Origin of the sequence: uncultured Roseobacter sp. (genome assembly GCF_947495275.1) — a bacterium.
Lineage (GTDB): Bacteria > Pseudomonadota > Alphaproteobacteria > Rhodobacterales > Rhodobacteraceae > Roseobacter.
Genome location: NZ_CANLYL010000006.1, coordinates 156,155 through 173,054, shown reverse-complemented (window position 1 = coordinate 173,054; position 16,900 = coordinate 156,155). Strand labels below are relative to the sequence as shown.

The window sequence follows — 16,900 nt, the reverse complement described above, 5'->3', positions numbered from 1 at the left end:
ATGGAGTGGGTCAATGCCATCGTACAAGGCACATTACTGGGCGGTCTTTACGCTCTGTTTGCGGCTGGCCTGTCGCTGATTTTCGGGGTCATGCGTCTGGTCAATATCGCCCATGGTGATTTGATTGTACTGGGCGCCTATCTGGGCCTCTCGGTCACGACTGTTCTTGGGCTAAATCCCCTGCTTGCCCTGATCGTTGTTGTGCCGATCATGGCTGCTTTTGGCTACGTGCTCCAACGCGGTATCCTGAACCAGACATTGGGCAAAGATATCCTGCCGCCCTTGCTGGTGACCTTTGGGCTATCGGTGATTATTCAGAACGCGCTTCTGGAAAGCTACTCCGCCGATCCACAAAAGCTGAATGCGGGTGCGTTGGAAACGGCCAGCGTTGCCGTCGGAAGTCTGTCAATGGGTTTGCTGCCGCTGTTGACCTTCGGAATCGCCATCGCCGTGATTGCCGCGTTGCAATGGACCTTCTATCGCACAGCCCTTGGTCGCGCTTTCCGGGCAACGTCTGACAATCAGGAAATCGCGCAACTCATGGGCCTGAACCGGCGCCACATCTTTGGCCTTGCCATGGCGCTTGCCCTGAGTGTGACGGCCATCGCCGGCATCATGCTGGGGATTCGTACCAGCTTTGACCCTTCGATAGGTGGCGGTCGCCTGATCTTCGGGTTCGAGGCCGTCATCATTGGTGGGCTTGGTAATCTTTGGGGAACCCTTGTGGGCGGCGTGATCCTCGGCGTTGCGCAGGCCATCGGCGCAAAGATCGACCCGGGTTGGCAACTTCTGGCGGGTCATATCGCCTTTTTGGTGATCCTTGCCCTGCGTCCCAATGGGCTGTTCCCGAGGATCAACGGATGAACTTGTCAAATCTCCACGTCACCCGCACATCTCGGGCCGCAAAGGCTGCTGCCGTAGTTGGCGCCCTGATCCTGATCGTTCTAATCGCTGCCCCGTGGTGGGCGGGACGGGCAGACATGCGCCTGATGGGGGAGTTGTTTCTCTACCTCGCCCTCGCCAGCCTCTGGAACCTGATGGCCGGATACGCGGGCCTCGTCTCGGTCGGGCAGCAGGCCTATGTCGGTTTTGGCGGCTACATGCTTTTTGCGCTGACCATCTTCGGCGGCATCTATCCGCTTGGGGCGATCGCCCTCGCGGGGGTTCTTGGCGCGCTCGTGGCCGTGCCGGTTGCGCTTTTGATATTCCGACTGAGGGGTGCCTATTTCGCCATTGGTACTTGGGTCATCGCCGAGGTTTTCCGCTTGTCCTTTGCCCAGGTCTCCGCACTGGGGGGCGGGTCCGGATCATCGCTGCCGGTGGGCATCGTGAAATCACTGGCGGCCTCGCGGTCGGGTCGCGAACATCTGAGCTATTGGCTGGCCCTTGGGTCAACGGTCATTGTCATCGCGGCCGTATATCTGCTTTTGCGATCACGCAACGGGCTGGCCCTGACCGCCATTCGTGACAATGAGTTGGCGGCGGGATCGCTTGGCATCGACATCTGGCGCACGAAGTTCGTTGTTTATGTCGTGACCGCTGCGCTGACGACCATGATCGGCGCGCTGATCTTCCTGCAAAAACTTCGTATCTCGCCGGATGCTGCGTTTTCGGTCAATGACTGGACGGCCTTCGTGATCTTTATCGTTGTGATCGGCGGGATCGGCACAATTGAAGGGCCCATCATTGGGACTTTGATCTTCTTTGTTCTGCGCGAAACACTTGCGGATCTCGGCACGATCTACCTCCTTGTCCTAGGCGTCGTCGCAATTGTGATCATGCTGAAAGCACCAAACGGTATCTGGGGCCTGATCCGCGGCCGCTTTGACATCGAGCTCTTTCCCTTGAGTTTCCGTGTCAAGACAACCCATCCTTCGAAGAAAGGCTAACCCATGGTCAAACAGAAACGCAAGACGATCATCACCTGCGCCGTAACGGGCGCTATTCACACGCCCACCATGTCGGACGCTTTGCCCTTCACCCATGACGATATTGCCCTGCAAGCTCTGGATGCGGCAGAGGCGGGGGCGTCAATCCTTCACTTGCACGCGCGTGACAATGAGACCGGTGCCCCATCTGTCGACGTCAACGACTTCAAGCCGTTTCTGCCGCGGATCAAACAGGCGACGGATGCCGTCGTGAATATTTCGACCGGTGGATCGCTGAGCCTTTCCATCCAAGACCGGGTCACGCCAGCAAAGACCTTTTCGCCCGAAATGTGTTCCCTGAACATGGGGTCGATGAACTTCTCGTTTCACCCTCTCGCGGGGCGCTACAAGGATGAGGATTGGAAGTTCGATTGGGAAAAAGACTACGTCAAGAATTCAGACGGGAATATTTTTCGCAATACGTTCCGGGACATCAAGGAAGCGGCCGACACGCTTGCGCCCCATGATGTCAAATTTGAACATGAGTGTTACGACGTTGGACATCTCTACAATCTGAGGTTCTGCATGGACATTGGGCTTTTCAAAGCGCCCGTATTTATCCAGTTCATCTTTGGCATCCTGGGCGGGATCGGCCCCGAGGTCGACAATCTGGTGTTCATGAAGCGCACGGCTGACAGGCTCTTTGGTGATGATTACCGCTGGTCTGTGCTTGGGGCAGGGGGTGCGCAGATGACACTTGGTGCAACGGCCAGCCAGATGGGGGGCAACGTACGTGTCGGACTGGAAGACAGCCTGTTCATTTCGCGCGGGAAGCTGGCCGACAGCAACGCGGAGCAGGTCGCAAAAATACGGCGCATCGTGGAGGATTTGGGTTGCGAAGTTGCGACACCGGATGAGGCCCGCGAAATTCTTGGTCTTAAGGGTGGAGATCGCGTCGCTTTTTGACCTCCAAAGCCGATTGCGGCCCGTGGTTCTGATCTGACTACCATATGGTAGAATTGCGCACACGGCACCCGTGCCATTGCGGAGCAAGTGACCTCCCGCGAAGATGCCGAGGTGCGGAAATTGGCGGCAGCTTAGGCGAAGCCAAGCGTAAGCGACGTGCGGTATCTGCATGCGCTGGTTACATCAAAACATGTATCAACCTGTCGCCACACGGAGTACGGGAACACAGCTATTGACGCAGACAGTCCTACTGCTGCACTATTTACCCCATTATTATGTTTATTTATTGTCCCGGGTGGTTTTGTTATGACACTCAAACTTGATGTTCAGTCTTCAGCACTTGATGATGAAGCCTTGTCCAAATTCTTGGAACGGCTCAACAGTGATTTGAACGAAACAGCTGGTGTGAGCTCTACGCGCGCGACGCGGTTACCTGCGACCGGGGAGCGGGCGCTTGAACTGCTGTTGGATCCGCAGCTTTGGATCGAAGTCGGGCAGTCAGCAGCGGTATCCGCTCTTGTCGGCGTTCTCAAAGCCTATGTGCTGCGGGAAAGGAGCGTGTCATTCCAGCTGCGCGCAGAAGATGGTGCGGAAGTCATATTTAACGCCAAGAATTTCAGCGAAAAGCGTGTTTTTGATATTTTGTCGCGATTGACGCCCGGTTTTGCCGAAGCGCCAACGTCCTTTGATGAGGCAACAAAGCCAGAGGTAGAACCTGTTCGGCCATTCGAACCGGGGCGAAAGACATCTCAAGCACGGCGGAGCGGACAAAAAACCGCAATTGTTATCGGAATGGATCGTTTCAAGGACCCGGAGCTTGAGGACCTGAGTTACGCCCGGAACGACGCAACAGCCCTGCACAATCTGCTACAGGGAGAAACCGGGGAGCAGTTCGATCACGTTGAGCTGATTACCAAGGGCAATCATATGGCGGCTTTGACCCGTATCGAAGAGATAACGGCTGGGACCCGTCGTGATGACCTCGTGCTGGTCTACTATGCGGGCCATGGGTTGGTGCGTAATCAAAAGCTCCATCTTGCTTTTGCTGATACGCGCGCCGGTCTCGTCCATTCCACAGCGATGAAATATGGAAATCTGCTGGATGTGATCGAGCAGGCGCCGGCACGTGCGCGACTGGTCATCCTTGATTGTTGCTATGCCGGTGCTGCTGGAGAGGAAGCCCCGCGTTCGGCCCTCGGAGAGCAACTCAAGATGGAACTGGGGGCAAGCAGTCGCACGCTTGTGATGACCTCGGCCACAAGCACCCAGGTGGCTCGCGAGGAGCAAGGGTACCGGCACGGCGTCTTCACAAAGCATCTGCTTGACGGGCTCAAGGGTGCTGCCGACCGCAATGGCGATGGATCGGTCGATACCCGCGAACTGTTTGACTATCTGGAGGAACAGATGCAGGCCGAGCATCTGCAAAAGCCACAAAAGTTCAATTTCTCGGGCATCGGTGCCGTTTCCCTGCGCAAAACCGGGCTGCATCCGCATCGTGATCTGGCACGGCGCATGCGCAAACAGGTCAATGACCTGCAACACGATGGAACCCTTTCCGAAGGTCAGTCAGACAGCTTGAACGGGCTTTTGAAGCTCAATCTAGATCAGATGAATTCGGTGCAGCGTCGGTGTTTCCAGTTGCTGCAAACCCATCTTGAAGGTGACTTCAAGCCGGGCCTTTTCTTTGATGAATGGGATCGACTGGTCACAACCAAGCGGCCTCAGGATGACGCGCAAAAAAAGCATTCTACGTCAGACGAGTCTCCGGCCATGAAGCTTGGACGCAAGTTTGCTCATATCAAGGCTGGCACGAGTGAGACAATTTCCTCGACCATGAAGACCGCGAAGAAAACCGCGACCCAGCGCCAAAGCGGAGATGAAAAGACCTCACATCATGCGCAAAGTGGCGCCAAGCCGGAAAAACGGCCTTGGGGTGCGCTGGATGGCTGGAGCAAGTTCATGCGTGTTTGCAGCTATATCGGGTTATTCTTCGTTGGTTTGTTCGTTTTGGGGATTATCAGCGGCTTGTAAAATTGCGAGGCCAGCTGGATTGGCAGTATTCCAGCCGATGAAGTTGACCAGACATCATATGAATTGAGAACCCGGTCACGCTGATGCGACCCATGCGCGTCACTCGAGCAATCGGGGCAGGGTAAGCGAGATCGCCGGGATGAAGGTGATCATCATGAGGGCGCTGAAGATGGCCAGATAAAATGGCCAAATGGTTCTGACAGCTTTTTCCATTGGCAGTTTGCCGACCGCACATCCGACAAACAGGCAAGCTCCAACAGGTGGTGTGCACAGGCCCAGTCCGAGGTTGACCATCATAATCATTCCGAATTGCAACGGGTCTATGCCAAGGCTGTTTGCGACCGGCAGGAAAATTGGCGTGCAAATCAGGATGAGGGCGGCCATGTCCATGATCATGCCAAGAACCAGCAACACGACATTGATCATCAGGAGAATGAGAATGGGATTTTCGGTCATCCCCGTCAGCAAGGACACCATTTGATCAGGCACCCTGTAAAAGGTGAGCATATAGGCAAAAGCGCCAGCACAGGCGATCAGGATCATCACCATGCCGGTCGTTCGTACGGATTGAGATACTGCCACGCAGAATGTACGCCACGTAATGCTTCGGTAGATAAGCAGCGTGACGACAAATGCGTAGATTGCACCAAAGGCACCTGATTCAGTGACTGTGAAGATCCCGGAGAGTACGCCGCCCACAATTATCACCGCTGTGAAGAGGCCCGGAATCGCGGCGACGAAGCTGATGGCCAGCGCCTGCCATCCTGGAAAAGTCTCCGCCCGGTAACCTCTGCGGACAGCGACGATGTAGGCCGCGACCGCAAGACAGAGGCACATCAGGATGCCCGGCAGAACGCCGGCAAGGAACAGCTTGGAGATCGAGATACCACCCCCCGCAGCGATGGCAAAAATGATCATGTTGTGACTTGGGGGGATGACGATCCCGGCAATCGAAGAGGTGACCGTTACGTTGACGGCATAATCGGCGTCGTAGCCTTTTTCCTTCATGACCGGGATCAAAATGGACCCTAGTGCCGAGATATCGGCTACTGCCGAACCCGAGATGCCGCCAAAGAGCATCGAAGAGAACACATTGACGATGCCAAGACCCCCGCGAACGGCCCCAACGGCAGCAGAGGCAAAACGAACGAGCCGCGCTGCTATGCCGCCATGAAACATCAGCTCTCCGGCGAAGATAAAGAAAGGGATAGCCATCAGCGAAAAGACATTGATGCCCGAGATGATCCGTTGGAACCCGATCATCAGCGGGAGGCCTTCATACCAAAAGGCCGCGATCGCGGAGATGCCAAGAGCGAAGGCAACAGGCACACCAATGACGACACAAACCGCGAACATGCCGAGGAGAACGAAAAGCCCCATTCCTATTTCCTACTGAATTTTAGCGCTGCGGGTGTCGCGACCGAGCATCAGGCGCATCAAATGCCCCAGAGTGAAAAGCAGGATCAGTGCTCCGCCAACAGTCAGCGGCAGTGAGCGCAGACCTTCGGGTAGTTGGATCAACGGTATTTGGGACCCCCATTTGAACAGTGTGAGTTTGGCGCCCTGCCAAAGCATCAGAATTCCGAAGCCCGCGAGGAGCAGATCGCTCAGCACAATCAACGCCTGTCGCAGGCGATCTGGGAGTGGATTTCGAAACGCGGTCACGGAGAGATGTGTGTTTTCATGTATGCCAACCGCAGCACCTAGAAAGGCGATGATCATGACCAGCAATAGTGCGGCTTGCTCAACCCAGGTCGGCGTGGCGTTGAGCACGTATCGACCGAAGACCAGCCACCCGAAAATCACCGTCAAGACAACCAATGAAACGCCGGTGATAATGCGGCAACCATATGCAATCGCATCTAAAACTGTTTCGAAAAGCGATAGGAGCCGCGACGTATCTCTTTGTGGTTGGGTTCGAAACATCTGAAAACTCCCCGCATGCCACGCGCCCGACCTACATCGGCGGGCGCGTGGGGTTTTGTCAGGCTTAGTCAGTGGCCTGGATCAACTCGACGAGCGGCCGCAGGTCAGGATTGCTTGACAGATATGTCTCGTAGACGGGTGCCATGGCTGACTGAAACGGGCCCTTGTCCGCGATCACATTGACGGCAACACCGCCGTCTTCCACCATCTTGCGGCTGGTGGCTTCGCGTTCTGCCCAAAGCTGACGCTGGGTCTCCGCGGATTCCAGGGCGGCCTCCGTTACGGCGGTTTTAATTTCGTCAGAAAGCCCATTGTAGACATCTGCATTAATACAGATGCATTCCGGAATGATCAGATGCTGGCTCAGAGAGTAGTAGCCCGCGACCTCGAAGTGACCGGTGGATTCGTAGGAGGGCCAGTTGTTTTCCGCGCCATCTACAACGCCTGTTTTGAGCGCCTGATAAACTTCGGCAAAAGCCATGGGTGACGGATTCCCCCCAAGCTCAGAGATCATCCCGGAGTAGAGGTCGTTGTTCATCACACGCACTTTCATGCCAGCGACATCCGCCGGTGCGTTGATGGGCTTTGCGCCGTTATAAAACGAGCGCGCGCCGGCGTCATACCAGGCCAGAGGCACGAGACCTTTCGCGGCCATGCCGGCTGCAATTGCCTTGCCGCCCTCACCTTCGAGGACCCGGAACATGTGCGGTACGTCTTTGAAGATGAACGGCAGAGAGACAACATTTGCCTCGGGAGCAATGGGACCAATTGGCCCGAGGTTGAAATTACCGATCTCCAATCCGCCGAGACGTACCTGCTCGATGGCGTCTGGCTGGCTTCCCAAGGTGCCGCCATGAAACATCTGAAGTGTGATTTCACCGTCGGTTTTTTCGGCCAGCAATTCTGCGAATTTATCCATCGCAATGGTGTTGGGGTATCCGTCTGTGTGGATGTTCCATCCACGCCAGTCGGCGGCCGCAGCCGCGCCGCCAATCATCGATGCAGCCGCTATGGCCCCCAAAAATGTTTTCGAAAGTTTCTGGTACATGTCTTCCTCCCTGGAATAATGAACTGTTGTGTGAGGTCCGGCCGCAGCCGATTACGAAAAGAGCAGACCTCCGTTGATGTCGATGTTGGTGCCTGTGATGAATGCAGCCTCGTCTGATGCGAGATACGCAACCAGATTGGCCACGTCCTCTGACGATCCTTCGCGTTTGAGCGGCGTTATGTTCGCCACATGACTACGCACTTCGTCTTTGGTGAAGGTGTTGTGGAAATCGGTATCGATCATGCCGGGGCAAACCGAATTGACCCTGATCGTCGGTCCGAGCTCTTTCGCCAAGCCCCGGGTCATGGTCATCACCGCGCCCTTTGAGGCCGCGTAGGCCACAGCGCCCGGGCCACCGCCATCGCGACCTGCCTGGCTCGCGAGCCCGACAATGGTGCCTCCCCGCGACATATGGGGCAGAACTTCTTTGATAACGCGCATGAACGATGTTGCGTTCAAATCCATCACTTTGTTCCAATGCGCAACGTCCATTTCAGCAATGGTCTTTCGTGCCACCAGCCCTCCGGTCACATGGACCAACACGTCGATCTGTTTGCCAAAGGTTTGCGTTGTCTGGCTGATCAGCCCTGTCACATCGTCAGCGGAAGTCATATCGCCCCGGAAAGCGATGGCATTGCCGCCATTTGCGGTGATGGTCGCAACAGCACTTTCGGCCCCATCTGATGACGCGTGATAATTGATGACGACGGATGCGCCTTCAGTGGCCAGTTTCAATGCGCAGGCGCGACCAATGTCTCGGCCACCGCCCGTGACAACCGCTACCTTGTCGGCAAGCGGGAGTCGCGCTCCATTCGTTGCATCATCCGTGTTGCTCATTGCCGGTGGTCTCCAATGCTCGGATCGGTTCAGTTTTTGCCGCGCAGAAGGCTAGCTGTTAGTAGATCGCGATTGCGTCATTTAGACGACTAGTATACTAGTATTGTCAACCACTTTATTCGGCTCGATCCCGCGGGTTCTACCAAACGCAGTGGGCGTTTGGATTTGACGATCTTTTTGGGTAAGGCGCGCTGCGGCAGATAACTAAAGGCAGGAAATGCAAAACATCACAGATGTATTCGAACGACGGACCACGACGGATTTGGTTTTCGATCAATTGCTTGAGGAGATCGTGTCCTTGCGGGTGTTGCCTGGTGCAAAGTTGTCAGAAGCAGAAATCGCGAAGCGTTTCGGGGTCTCGCGGCAACCGATCCGGGACGCGTTCAACAGGCTCGAAGCTCAGGATTTATTGCTGATCCGGCCACAAAAGGCCACCAAGGTGCGCGGGTTCTCACTTGAACGCATCGCACACGCGCGATTTGTCCGGCTCGCCGTTGAGCTGGAGGTTGTTCGCAGCGCATGTGCGGGTTGGACACCCGAAAAATCGAACGTTCTTGAGAAAAATATTGTTGAACAACAAGACGTACTCGATCGTGGGCAACCAGAAGGCTTTCACGCCTTGGACTATGCGTTTCACAAGATGATCTGTGAACTAGGAGGGCATCCCTTAGCCTTCAATACGATCCAGGAGTGCAAACAACGCATCGACAGGCTGTGTGTTCTAAGCCTTGGTAGACAAAGCGAAGCCAGGACGTTGCTGGAAGATCACATGGATTTGGCACAGGCCCTCAACCGGCGCAATGCGGATGAGGCGGCGGCGATAGTGCGTCGCCATCTGGCCCGTCTCGATGACACGATCGCCGACATTCACGCAAAGCATGCAGAATACTTTGAGTAGGTCGAAGGGCGCTTGGAAAGGCTACCCGCCATCATCAAACGATTTCCGATCGTCCCAACTGATCCCGGTGTGCAACGACAGGTATTGGCAGATCATGCCGATTTGGGCGGTGATGCGCATATTCGTCATAGGCTCTATAAATCCACGTCAGCCTCGATCAGGGTAGAAGAGCCAGGGGCCGTCAAATTGGCCTATGGGAATATTGTGGCTGATCAACCCGTTGCGGGTCTCATGCAACAGAAACGCACCCGGCTCCCTGGTCAGACAGTTGGGGGCATCCGGTCGCAGATCCATGGTGACGGCATGAGATGTGCCAGGGGCAATCTGACAGACAACGTTCCCGAAAAGTGAGACGATGTTGCGATGAACATGGCCGCAGATGAGGCGAAGCTCTCCGCGGTAGGCAGAGAGAATTTCACCCAAATCTGAGCTATCTCGAAGGTTTTGAGTGTCCATCTTATGTTTGCCAGTCAGAAACGGCGGGTGGTGCATCGCGACAAGCACGGTTTTCAGGGCCATGCCGTCGAGCGATTCCTTCAAAAACGCCAGCGTCTGGGTGCTCAAATGCCCGTGCGATTGACCTGCAACGGAGCTATCGAGACCAATGAGCGCGAGGTTGGAAAATTCCTGCACCCAGTTTATCGGACCCGATCTTGGCATCCAGGTTTGATCGCCAAAGGACGTCCGCATCACGTCGATATTGTCATGGTTGCCGGGGATCACACGGTAAGGGACTTCAAGCGGCGCCATCAGGTCGCGAAATCTCTGGTACTCCTCTGCAGACCCGAAATCGGTTAGATCACCGGTGACAATCGCCATATCAACGAGGCCAATCCGTGGCAGCATGCGATTGATGGTCTCGACACATTCCGCGAGGGGAGGGGCTGTATCCACACGGTCATACGCTAGCTGACCATGGGGCACGATATGTGGATCGGAAATCTGGATGATCTTTGTCATGGGTGCGCTCCGGATCGGGGTAGCAACAACAACGTGTTGGGCTTGATCGAAACGTGAACCGCTTCTCCGACCTTTGGTGCCTTCTGGCCGGGAAAGATTGAGGTCAACAGCCCCGGAACAATTCCCTTGATTGCGACCCGGTAGTGGGTGCCGAGAAACGTGACACTCTCAACCTGCCCACGCAACGGGCCTGACGAATTGATCAACACGTCTTCGGCACGAACGTAGACATCATGTCCGGTGCCATCGCGCTCAAGGCTCAAGGTGCCGCCTTGCAATTTCATCGTACTTTTATCGACTTGGCCTTCCAAGTGCATCGCGTTACCGACGAACCCCGCGACGAATGACGTTTTGGGATTACGATAAAGCTCTTCTGGCGTACCGCTCTGGGCGATGCGTCCTTGCGACATGACTGCCACGCGATCGGCGATTGCCATGGCTTCATCCTGATCGTGCGTGACAAAGATCGCGGTGATCTCAAATTTTCGCAGCAGGATTGCCAGCTCATCGCGCAGCGCCTCGCGCAAGGCGGCATCAAGCGCAGACAAGGGTTCATCGAGCAAAAGGAGTCTCGGGCGTGGCGCAATTGCGCGGGCCAGCGCGACCCGCTGTCTCTGACCGCCGGAAAGCGCGGTTATGGCGCGGTGGGCAAAGTCTTCCAACTGGCACATTTCCAGCACTTCACTCACCCGCGCGTCGATCTCGGGTCTGGAAAGTTTCTGCATTTTCAGCCCGTAGCCGATGTTGGCGCGCACGGACATGTTCGGAAAAAGCGCATAGGATTGAAACACCATGCCAACATTGCGCCGCTCAACCGGCAGGGCAGTAACATTGTCGGTGTCGAACCAGATTTCTCCTCCTGGATCGGGTGTTTCCAGCCCTGCGATAATCCGCAGCAACGTGGTTTTCCCACACCCCGATGGCCCCAGCAGCGACACCACCTCCCCGGAGGCGACTTCCAGTTCCGTGGGCAGGAGCGCCCTGGTGCCATCCGGGTAGGTTTTGGCGGTGTTTGTCAGGCGAAGGGTCATTGAGCGATCCTTTGAGCACGTGCAGACGCCCATTGCATGGCCATCAGCAGTGGCACAATCAGCACGAAGAAAACAAGCGTATAGGCGGAGGCAACTTCCAGGCGCATGGAGGCATAGCTATCGGCCAAACCCACAGGCAGGGTTTTGAGGTAAGGTGTGTGAAGCATCCATGTGAGGTTGAATTCGCCGATCGACAGCGTGACCACTGTCAGGGCACCAGCCAGAATGCCGGGCATGGCATTGGGAACCACGATATCGCGAAAGCGCTGCCAGGGAGAGGCCCCAAGGGAGGCCGCGCCTTCTTCCAGCGTTTTGAGATCAATGGCTGCGAGCACGGCGAGAATTGACCGTACCATAAAGGGAAGCGTGTACAGCACGTGCCCAACCAGAATAAACGTCCACGAAGCACGAAATCCCTTCATGGAGCCATAGAGCTGTAACAGTGCGAGGGCCAGCGCCAGACCCGGGACCGCGAGCGGCAGGGAAATGAACTCTTCCAGCACGCGCGACAGCCAACCGGGATGGCGGGCGAGACCATAGGCTGCGGGCAACCCGATGATCAGAGTAGAGATCAGGCAGGCAAAGGCAATCCAGAGCGATAGGAAAATGCTGTCTGCGTATAGCTCCCAGACCTGGTAAACCCATTTGAAGGTGAGCCCGGAGGAGATGCCTTGAAAATAGTTTGCGGTAACGCCCGCGAGGACGGACATGATTGTGGGGATCAACAGGAATGCACAGGCCGTCAGCGTGACGGATAATTGCAGCAATTTTGTCTTTGAACGGAACATATCAGCCTCCTGCGGCGACGGTTGTGCCGGAAAGGCTGCGGGCGATCAGCAACAAGATCCAGGTGACAATCCCCAACACGATCGACAGGGCCGCGGCCATGGCAATATTGGCGGAAAGGGTGAATTCCGTGTAGATTACCATTGGCAAGACATCGATGTTTGTGGCGAGCGTAAAGGCGGTGCCAAAAGCGCCCATTGCGGTGGCGAAGGCAATTGCTCCTGCGGCAATCAGTGACGGCATAAGGCCCGGCATGATCACATCAATCACAACCCTGTACGGCGAGGCTCCCAACGTGCGCGCCGCCTCCTCGAGTGCCGGGTCGAGCTTCTCTGCGGCGGCCATCACAGTCAGCAGAACCCTTGGAATTGAGAAATACAGGTACCCCAGGAAGAGGCCGACCACCGAATAAGCAAAGACCACATGGCCGGGTGTGATTTGATTGATGAGCCCCTGCCGCCCGCCCAGAAGAATGATCAGAAATCCGATCACAACGCCGGGGAAGGCAAGCGGCAGCGTCATGATCGACAGCAACATCCCACGACCCCGAAACTGGTTGCGCGACAAAAACATCCCCGCCGTTGTGGAGATCGCAAGCGCCGTAAATGTTGTCGCAAGGGACACAAGCACGGTCAAAACCAGCGTTTCCAGGTAGCGTGGTTTGCGCAGGATGTCCAAGTAGATGGCCCAACCCGCTTCGCCTTCGCCCGACGCCAGGAACAGGCGCACAAGCGGCAGCGCCAGAAACGCCAGTGAAAAGATCAGCAATGGCGTCAGGCACGCCAGAACAAAATGTCGGTTTGTCATCGGTATGTGCAAGGGCCGGGATATTGCCCGACCCTTCCTTCTGAGAGGTGATTACTTGACTTCAGACAGATACCGTTCGCCAAATCCGGCTTGGGCCTTTTCCATCTTTGCATAATCCACCGCCACAGCGCGTTCATAGTCGCTGGCGGGCAGGAATTTCTCGGCAACTTCAGCGGGCAACTCTACCGGACGTGCAGGTTGAAGATAAGCATTGGTCCAGATGGATTGGCCCTTGTCCGACAAGATGAAATCCAGAACACGTTTTCCAAGTTCCGGGTTCGGGCCATTGTTGACCAGGCTCATTACATAGGGCACGCGCACCGATCCTTCGCACGGCAGCACGAATTCGAAATTGCCGTCTTCTTCGTATTTTCCGCGATAAGCGTTGAAGTCATAGTCAAAGAGGATTGGAATTTCGCCGGAGACAACCCGGGCATAGGAAGTTTGTTTTGGCACGATGGGTGCGTTTTCTGCCAATTCGTTGAAGTACCTGATGGCTGGATCAAAGTTATCGAGATCACCGCCAAAAGCCATATTGACAGCTACGGCCCCGGCATAACCAACAAAGGCCGAGGAGGGATCAAGATATCCGACCATACCGCGATACTCGGGTTTCGTCAGATCGCCAAAACACTGCGGCACCTCCGCGCCGCCTAATGCATCGACATTCACGAAAAACCCCAATGTCCCGTAATGAATGGCGAACCATTTCCCGTCGGGATCCTTCAGACCTTCGGGTATTTCGTCAAAGCCAGCAGGTTTGTAGGCCGTTGCAACAGCTTCGTTGCCCGCTTTGATCCCGGTGGTCACGCCATAGTAAGCGACATCCGCAACCGGGTTGTTCTTTTCGGCCAGAAGCTGACTGAGTGTCTGACCTGAATTTTTGTTGTCATGGGGCATCTGCACGTCGATTTCTTTGTCGATTGCTTCCAGCATCGACGCCCAATCGGCCCATTGTGGCGGGCAATTATAGCAGACCGCATCAGCGGCGAGCGCCGGTGACGCTATCGTCATTGTCATAAAGGCGGCAGCGAGTTTATATCTCATGTTGATCTCTCCGGTTGGATTTCAGCGTTCTTCTGGGTTGGATTGTTTGACGGCGAAGAGGTTGCAGCCTTTTCGCCGTCAGTTCTTTCTGCGCCCGGAGGCGCAAGACTGCCTCCGCCGCGGAAACTAAAGGATTGTTCTGGGTCTGGTTGGGCGGGCTTCGATGTGCCGTTGATGATCGAAAGAACGGTTCCTGCCGCGCCGCTACCCATCATTTTCGGATCGGTCACAATGGTCGCAAGGCTTGGTTCCACCATGGTGCCAACGTCGATTCCGTCAAAACCGACGATCGACAAATCTGAAGGGACCTTCAGCCCTAGTTTCCGCGCACTTCTGATCGTTGCCAGAGCCAGAAAATCATTGGATACAAAAATCCCGGTGAGGGTTGGGTTTTCTGTCAAAAACCCTTGCAAAAGCTCCGTCAGGTTCTGGCTGTCTTCGTTGATTTCTAACAGTGCCGGTTTTTGCATTTTGCAAATTGCACACCCCTCGACGAAGCCCTCGTATCTTTGTCGCGCCCGGTCTGATGTTTTGAATTTCAGGGCGAGAAAGCCGACATGTTTATGGCCCGCGTTATGAAAGGCGTCTGCGACTGATTTGGCGGCAGAGCGGTCGTCGACCGACCAGCTTTCTTCGTTTCCTGGCGGCATATTGAACAAGAGACAATGAGGGATTTCGCGACGCTGAATTGATTTCAATCCCTCGCTTGAAAGCGCATCGCTGACAGTCAAAACAAATCCGTCAACTTGTTTTGCCATCAGGGTTCGAATGGCGTTCAGCTCAAGTTCCGCGTTGTAGCTCGTGCAGACAAGCAAGGTCTGGTAGCCCTGCGCTTGAAAGGTCTCTTGTGCGCCTTGCACCGCGTCAGCATAGACTGGATTTGCCAGCGAAGGGACTACGCAGCCGATGGTACGTGTCGTACTGCTTTGTAGCGACCGTCCGATTTCGCTGAATTCAAATCCGAGCTCATCAGCGGCCGCCAGTACCCTTTTTCGCAGCGCGGCACTGGCTGGCCCGGAGCCATTCAAAACCCGGCTTACAGAGGCCACACCGCAACCTGCATGTTGAGCTACGTCCTTTATAGTGGCCGGTTGGCGCACATTACCCCCTTATGGAAACGTTTCCATATTGATATTCGCTAATTCGTCAATAATCAAGCAATGCGACAACCAAGTGACAAGCGTGACGAAAATCAGAGGCTTCGAACGTGAAGAACGCTCCCTTGCAAAGGCAACGTGGTGGGCGCGCGGTTGTTGCATTTGCAAAGATGCCGTGCGGCCATTCATCCGACAGCGGCGATGCCAGCCGTTCGGTGCTGCCGACCAAACAACAGAATTTCGGCGATGGTTTTCGACAGATCAAAAGGCAACCAACTGCCTATCTCTAAGGTTTGTGGATTTCAGAATAGGCCCTGCGCAACAATGCGCTGCGCCGACCGAAGACTGATTTGGGGATTGCAGAACCGGGCAACTCCCAGACGCCGAAACTGTCGTCGAGACAATGGCTGCCCAAACGAATCATGCCCAGGTCCTTGCATATCTGTGCACCGCTCGACGTTACCGATATTGTACCAAGCCCGTGGAGATAGACATCCCGGTTGGCCAGACTTTCCAGAAAATCAACGAATGACGTCAGCAAAAGGCTGGCCGCTGCTTCATGGCCAGGTCTGACAATCAGTGCCGGGCAATAGCCGAAATACGAACCTGGCAAAATGGGGCGGCGAAGGGTGTCAACGGAAAGATCTGCTTCGATCAACCTGCCTGCGCGGAAAAGCGCTTCATCTTCAGGAAGCAAAAATGGGAGGGTCCACTTGGCGACCATCTCGCCGTCGGCCATGATGGCGCCCCAATGTTCCCGAAATGACTCGTAGATTGGCGAGAACACATCGACATTTGGTGCCATTTCATCAGGCAGCGAGCTTAACTCTGCTTCCGCCATGGCAATGGAGGCAAGGCTTGCGTTGCGCCACGATCCGTCAAATATCTGGTCGACCATCGCATTGTCCAACAAACGGTATCTTGCTTGGTTTGGTTGTAGGGATCTGCTCTCCCATTCGCCGCGACAGGCCAATATCTCCTCGCGGGTCCAGTCAAGGCGTTCAGAGAGGCGGTGTTCCAAATCTCCCCGGATGAAAGAAACAGAACGCTCATACTTCCCAATCGCATCGATACTGACGCCCAGCAATGTCGCTAGCTCTTCTTGTGTCATACGACCGTGCCGCCCGTTGGATGCGCGATATTCTCTTAACTTTCGAGCGAATTGGGACGCGTCACTCCGCATGAAAATCCTACAATCGGTTTCCGGTTCGAACCCTGATCATGACATCTGGTCAAATCTGCTGACAAGAGCCTTACGGGTCACTTACGGGTTTGGCCGGGCGCGCGTTTCACATCTGTTCCGCTGGATAGCTTTTGCGGGGAATGTTTCCTTACACAACAAGAAGAGTGAGATCAGAGTGATGCGGCGAATTTCAGGCCCACTAAGATGCATAGGGCGAGTGCTTATGATTGTGACCTTTCAAAACCGCAGAATTGATAGGCAGTTTCCACGCGATGACTGGCGACCTCAACGCCTGCCCCGCGAACCTGGCTGGTCGCAACAGCGTAAACGAAACCGGCCGGATATTGGAGGGTTCAGATAGCTGAGTGGCGATTGCTTTTGTGTTGCCAGAATCGGAACGTGTAGAGGGTGAAAG

At 55.4% G+C, this 16,900-nt stretch carries 16 protein-coding genes; 5 read left to right on the top strand and 11 right to left on the bottom strand.

The annotated features are described in order from the left end of the window. The 4 genes from Q0802_RS13065 (at position 1) to Q0802_RS13050 (ending at position 4,865) form a co-directional block, all read left to right on the top strand. Positions 1-864, top strand: a complete 864-nt coding sequence (locus Q0802_RS13065; protein ID WP_298918916.1) for a branched-chain amino acid ABC transporter permease — start codon at positions 1-3, stop codon at positions 862-864. Next, the gene (locus Q0802_RS13060; protein ID WP_298918913.1) at positions 861-1,889 is read left to right on the top strand and encodes a branched-chain amino acid ABC transporter permease; all 1,029 of its coding nucleotides are present in this window, start codon (positions 861-863) and stop codon (positions 1,887-1,889) included. Before Q0802_RS13065 ends, Q0802_RS13060 begins: the two co-directional genes overlap by 4 nt. 3 nt (positions 1,890-1,892) lie before the next feature. Further along, positions 1,893-2,834 (top strand): 3-keto-5-aminohexanoate cleavage protein, encoded by a 942-nt coding sequence (locus Q0802_RS13055; protein ID WP_298918910.1) that lies wholly within the window; start codon positions 1,893-1,895, stop codon positions 2,832-2,834. A 306-nt stretch (positions 2,835-3,140) separates the two neighbouring features. Next, positions 3,141-4,865 (top strand): caspase family protein, encoded by a 1,725-nt coding sequence (locus tag Q0802_RS13050; protein ID WP_298918907.1) that lies wholly within the window; start codon positions 3,141-3,143, stop codon positions 4,863-4,865. A gap of 99 nt (positions 4,866-4,964) precedes the next feature. Here the strand turns inward: Q0802_RS13050 and Q0802_RS13045 are convergent, their stop codons facing one another. The 4 genes from Q0802_RS13045 to Q0802_RS13030 form a co-directional block, all read right to left on the bottom strand. Further along, a complete protein-coding gene (locus tag Q0802_RS13045) occupies positions 4,965-6,245 on the bottom strand; it encodes a TRAP transporter large permease (RefSeq protein WP_298918904.1) in 1,281 nt (426 codons plus the stop codon). 9 nt (positions 6,246-6,254) lie between these two features. After that, the gene (locus Q0802_RS13040; RefSeq protein WP_298918901.1) at positions 6,255-6,791 is read right to left on the bottom strand and encodes a TRAP transporter small permease; all 537 of its coding nucleotides are present in this window, start codon (positions 6,789-6,791) and stop codon (positions 6,255-6,257) included. Between the two features lie 64 nt (positions 6,792-6,855). After that, a complete protein-coding gene (locus tag Q0802_RS13035; protein WP_298918897.1) occupies positions 6,856-7,839 on the bottom strand; it encodes a TRAP transporter substrate-binding protein in 984 nt (327 codons plus the stop codon). 51 nt (positions 7,840-7,890) lie between these two features. Then, positions 7,891-8,676 carry an SDR family NAD(P)-dependent oxidoreductase gene (locus Q0802_RS13030; RefSeq protein ID WP_298918894.1) on the bottom strand — a complete coding sequence of 262 codons (786 nt, stop codon included), beginning with the start codon at positions 8,674-8,676 and terminating at the stop codon, positions 7,891-7,893. A 217-nt stretch (positions 8,677-8,893) separates the two neighbouring features. Here Q0802_RS13030 and Q0802_RS13025 point away from each other — a divergent pair, with 217 nt between their 5' ends. Beyond that, complete coding sequence (locus Q0802_RS13025; RefSeq protein WP_298918891.1) at positions 8,894-9,574, top strand: GntR family transcriptional regulator; 681 nt, start codon at positions 8,894-8,896, stop codon at positions 9,572-9,574. Between the two features lie 147 nt (positions 9,575-9,721). Here Q0802_RS13025 and Q0802_RS13020 read toward each other — a convergent pair whose 3' ends face one another. The 7 genes from Q0802_RS13020 to Q0802_RS12990 form a co-directional block, all read right to left on the bottom strand. Continuing rightward, positions 9,722-10,534: a phosphodiesterase gene (locus Q0802_RS13020; protein ID WP_298918888.1), complete on the bottom strand. Its 813-nt coding sequence runs from the start codon at positions 10,532-10,534 to the stop codon at positions 9,722-9,724. After that, positions 10,531-11,565 carry an ABC transporter ATP-binding protein gene (locus Q0802_RS13015; RefSeq protein ID WP_298918885.1) on the bottom strand — a complete coding sequence of 345 codons (1,035 nt, stop codon included), beginning with the start codon at positions 11,563-11,565 and terminating at the stop codon, positions 10,531-10,533. The genes Q0802_RS13020 and Q0802_RS13015 overlap by 4 nt, the downstream gene beginning before the upstream one ends. Then, the gene (locus Q0802_RS13010; RefSeq protein ID WP_298918883.1) at positions 11,562-12,353 is read right to left on the bottom strand and encodes an ABC transporter permease subunit; all 792 of its coding nucleotides are present in this window, start codon (positions 12,351-12,353) and stop codon (positions 11,562-11,564) included. Before Q0802_RS13010 ends, Q0802_RS13015 begins: the two co-directional genes overlap by 4 nt. Position 12,354: 1 nt before the next feature. After that, positions 12,355-13,158 carry an ABC transporter permease gene (locus tag Q0802_RS13005; RefSeq protein ID WP_298918880.1) on the bottom strand — a complete coding sequence of 268 codons (804 nt, stop codon included), beginning with the start codon at positions 13,156-13,158 and terminating at the stop codon, positions 12,355-12,357. A gap of 51 nt (positions 13,159-13,209) precedes the next feature. Further along, positions 13,210-14,205, bottom strand: coding sequence for an ABC transporter substrate-binding protein (locus tag Q0802_RS13000; protein ID WP_298918877.1), 996 nt, complete (start codon positions 14,203-14,205; stop codon positions 13,210-13,212). After that, positions 14,202-15,305 (bottom strand): LacI family DNA-binding transcriptional regulator, encoded by a 1,104-nt coding sequence (locus Q0802_RS12995; RefSeq protein ID WP_298918874.1) that lies wholly within the window; start codon positions 15,303-15,305, stop codon positions 14,202-14,204. Before Q0802_RS12995 ends, Q0802_RS13000 begins: the two co-directional genes overlap by 4 nt. A gap of 283 nt (positions 15,306-15,588) precedes the next feature. Beyond that, entirely contained in the window at positions 15,589-16,413 is an 825-nt protein-coding gene (locus Q0802_RS12990; protein ID WP_298918872.1) for a helix-turn-helix transcriptional regulator, read from the bottom strand. Positions 16,414-16,900: the final 487 nt, after the last annotated feature.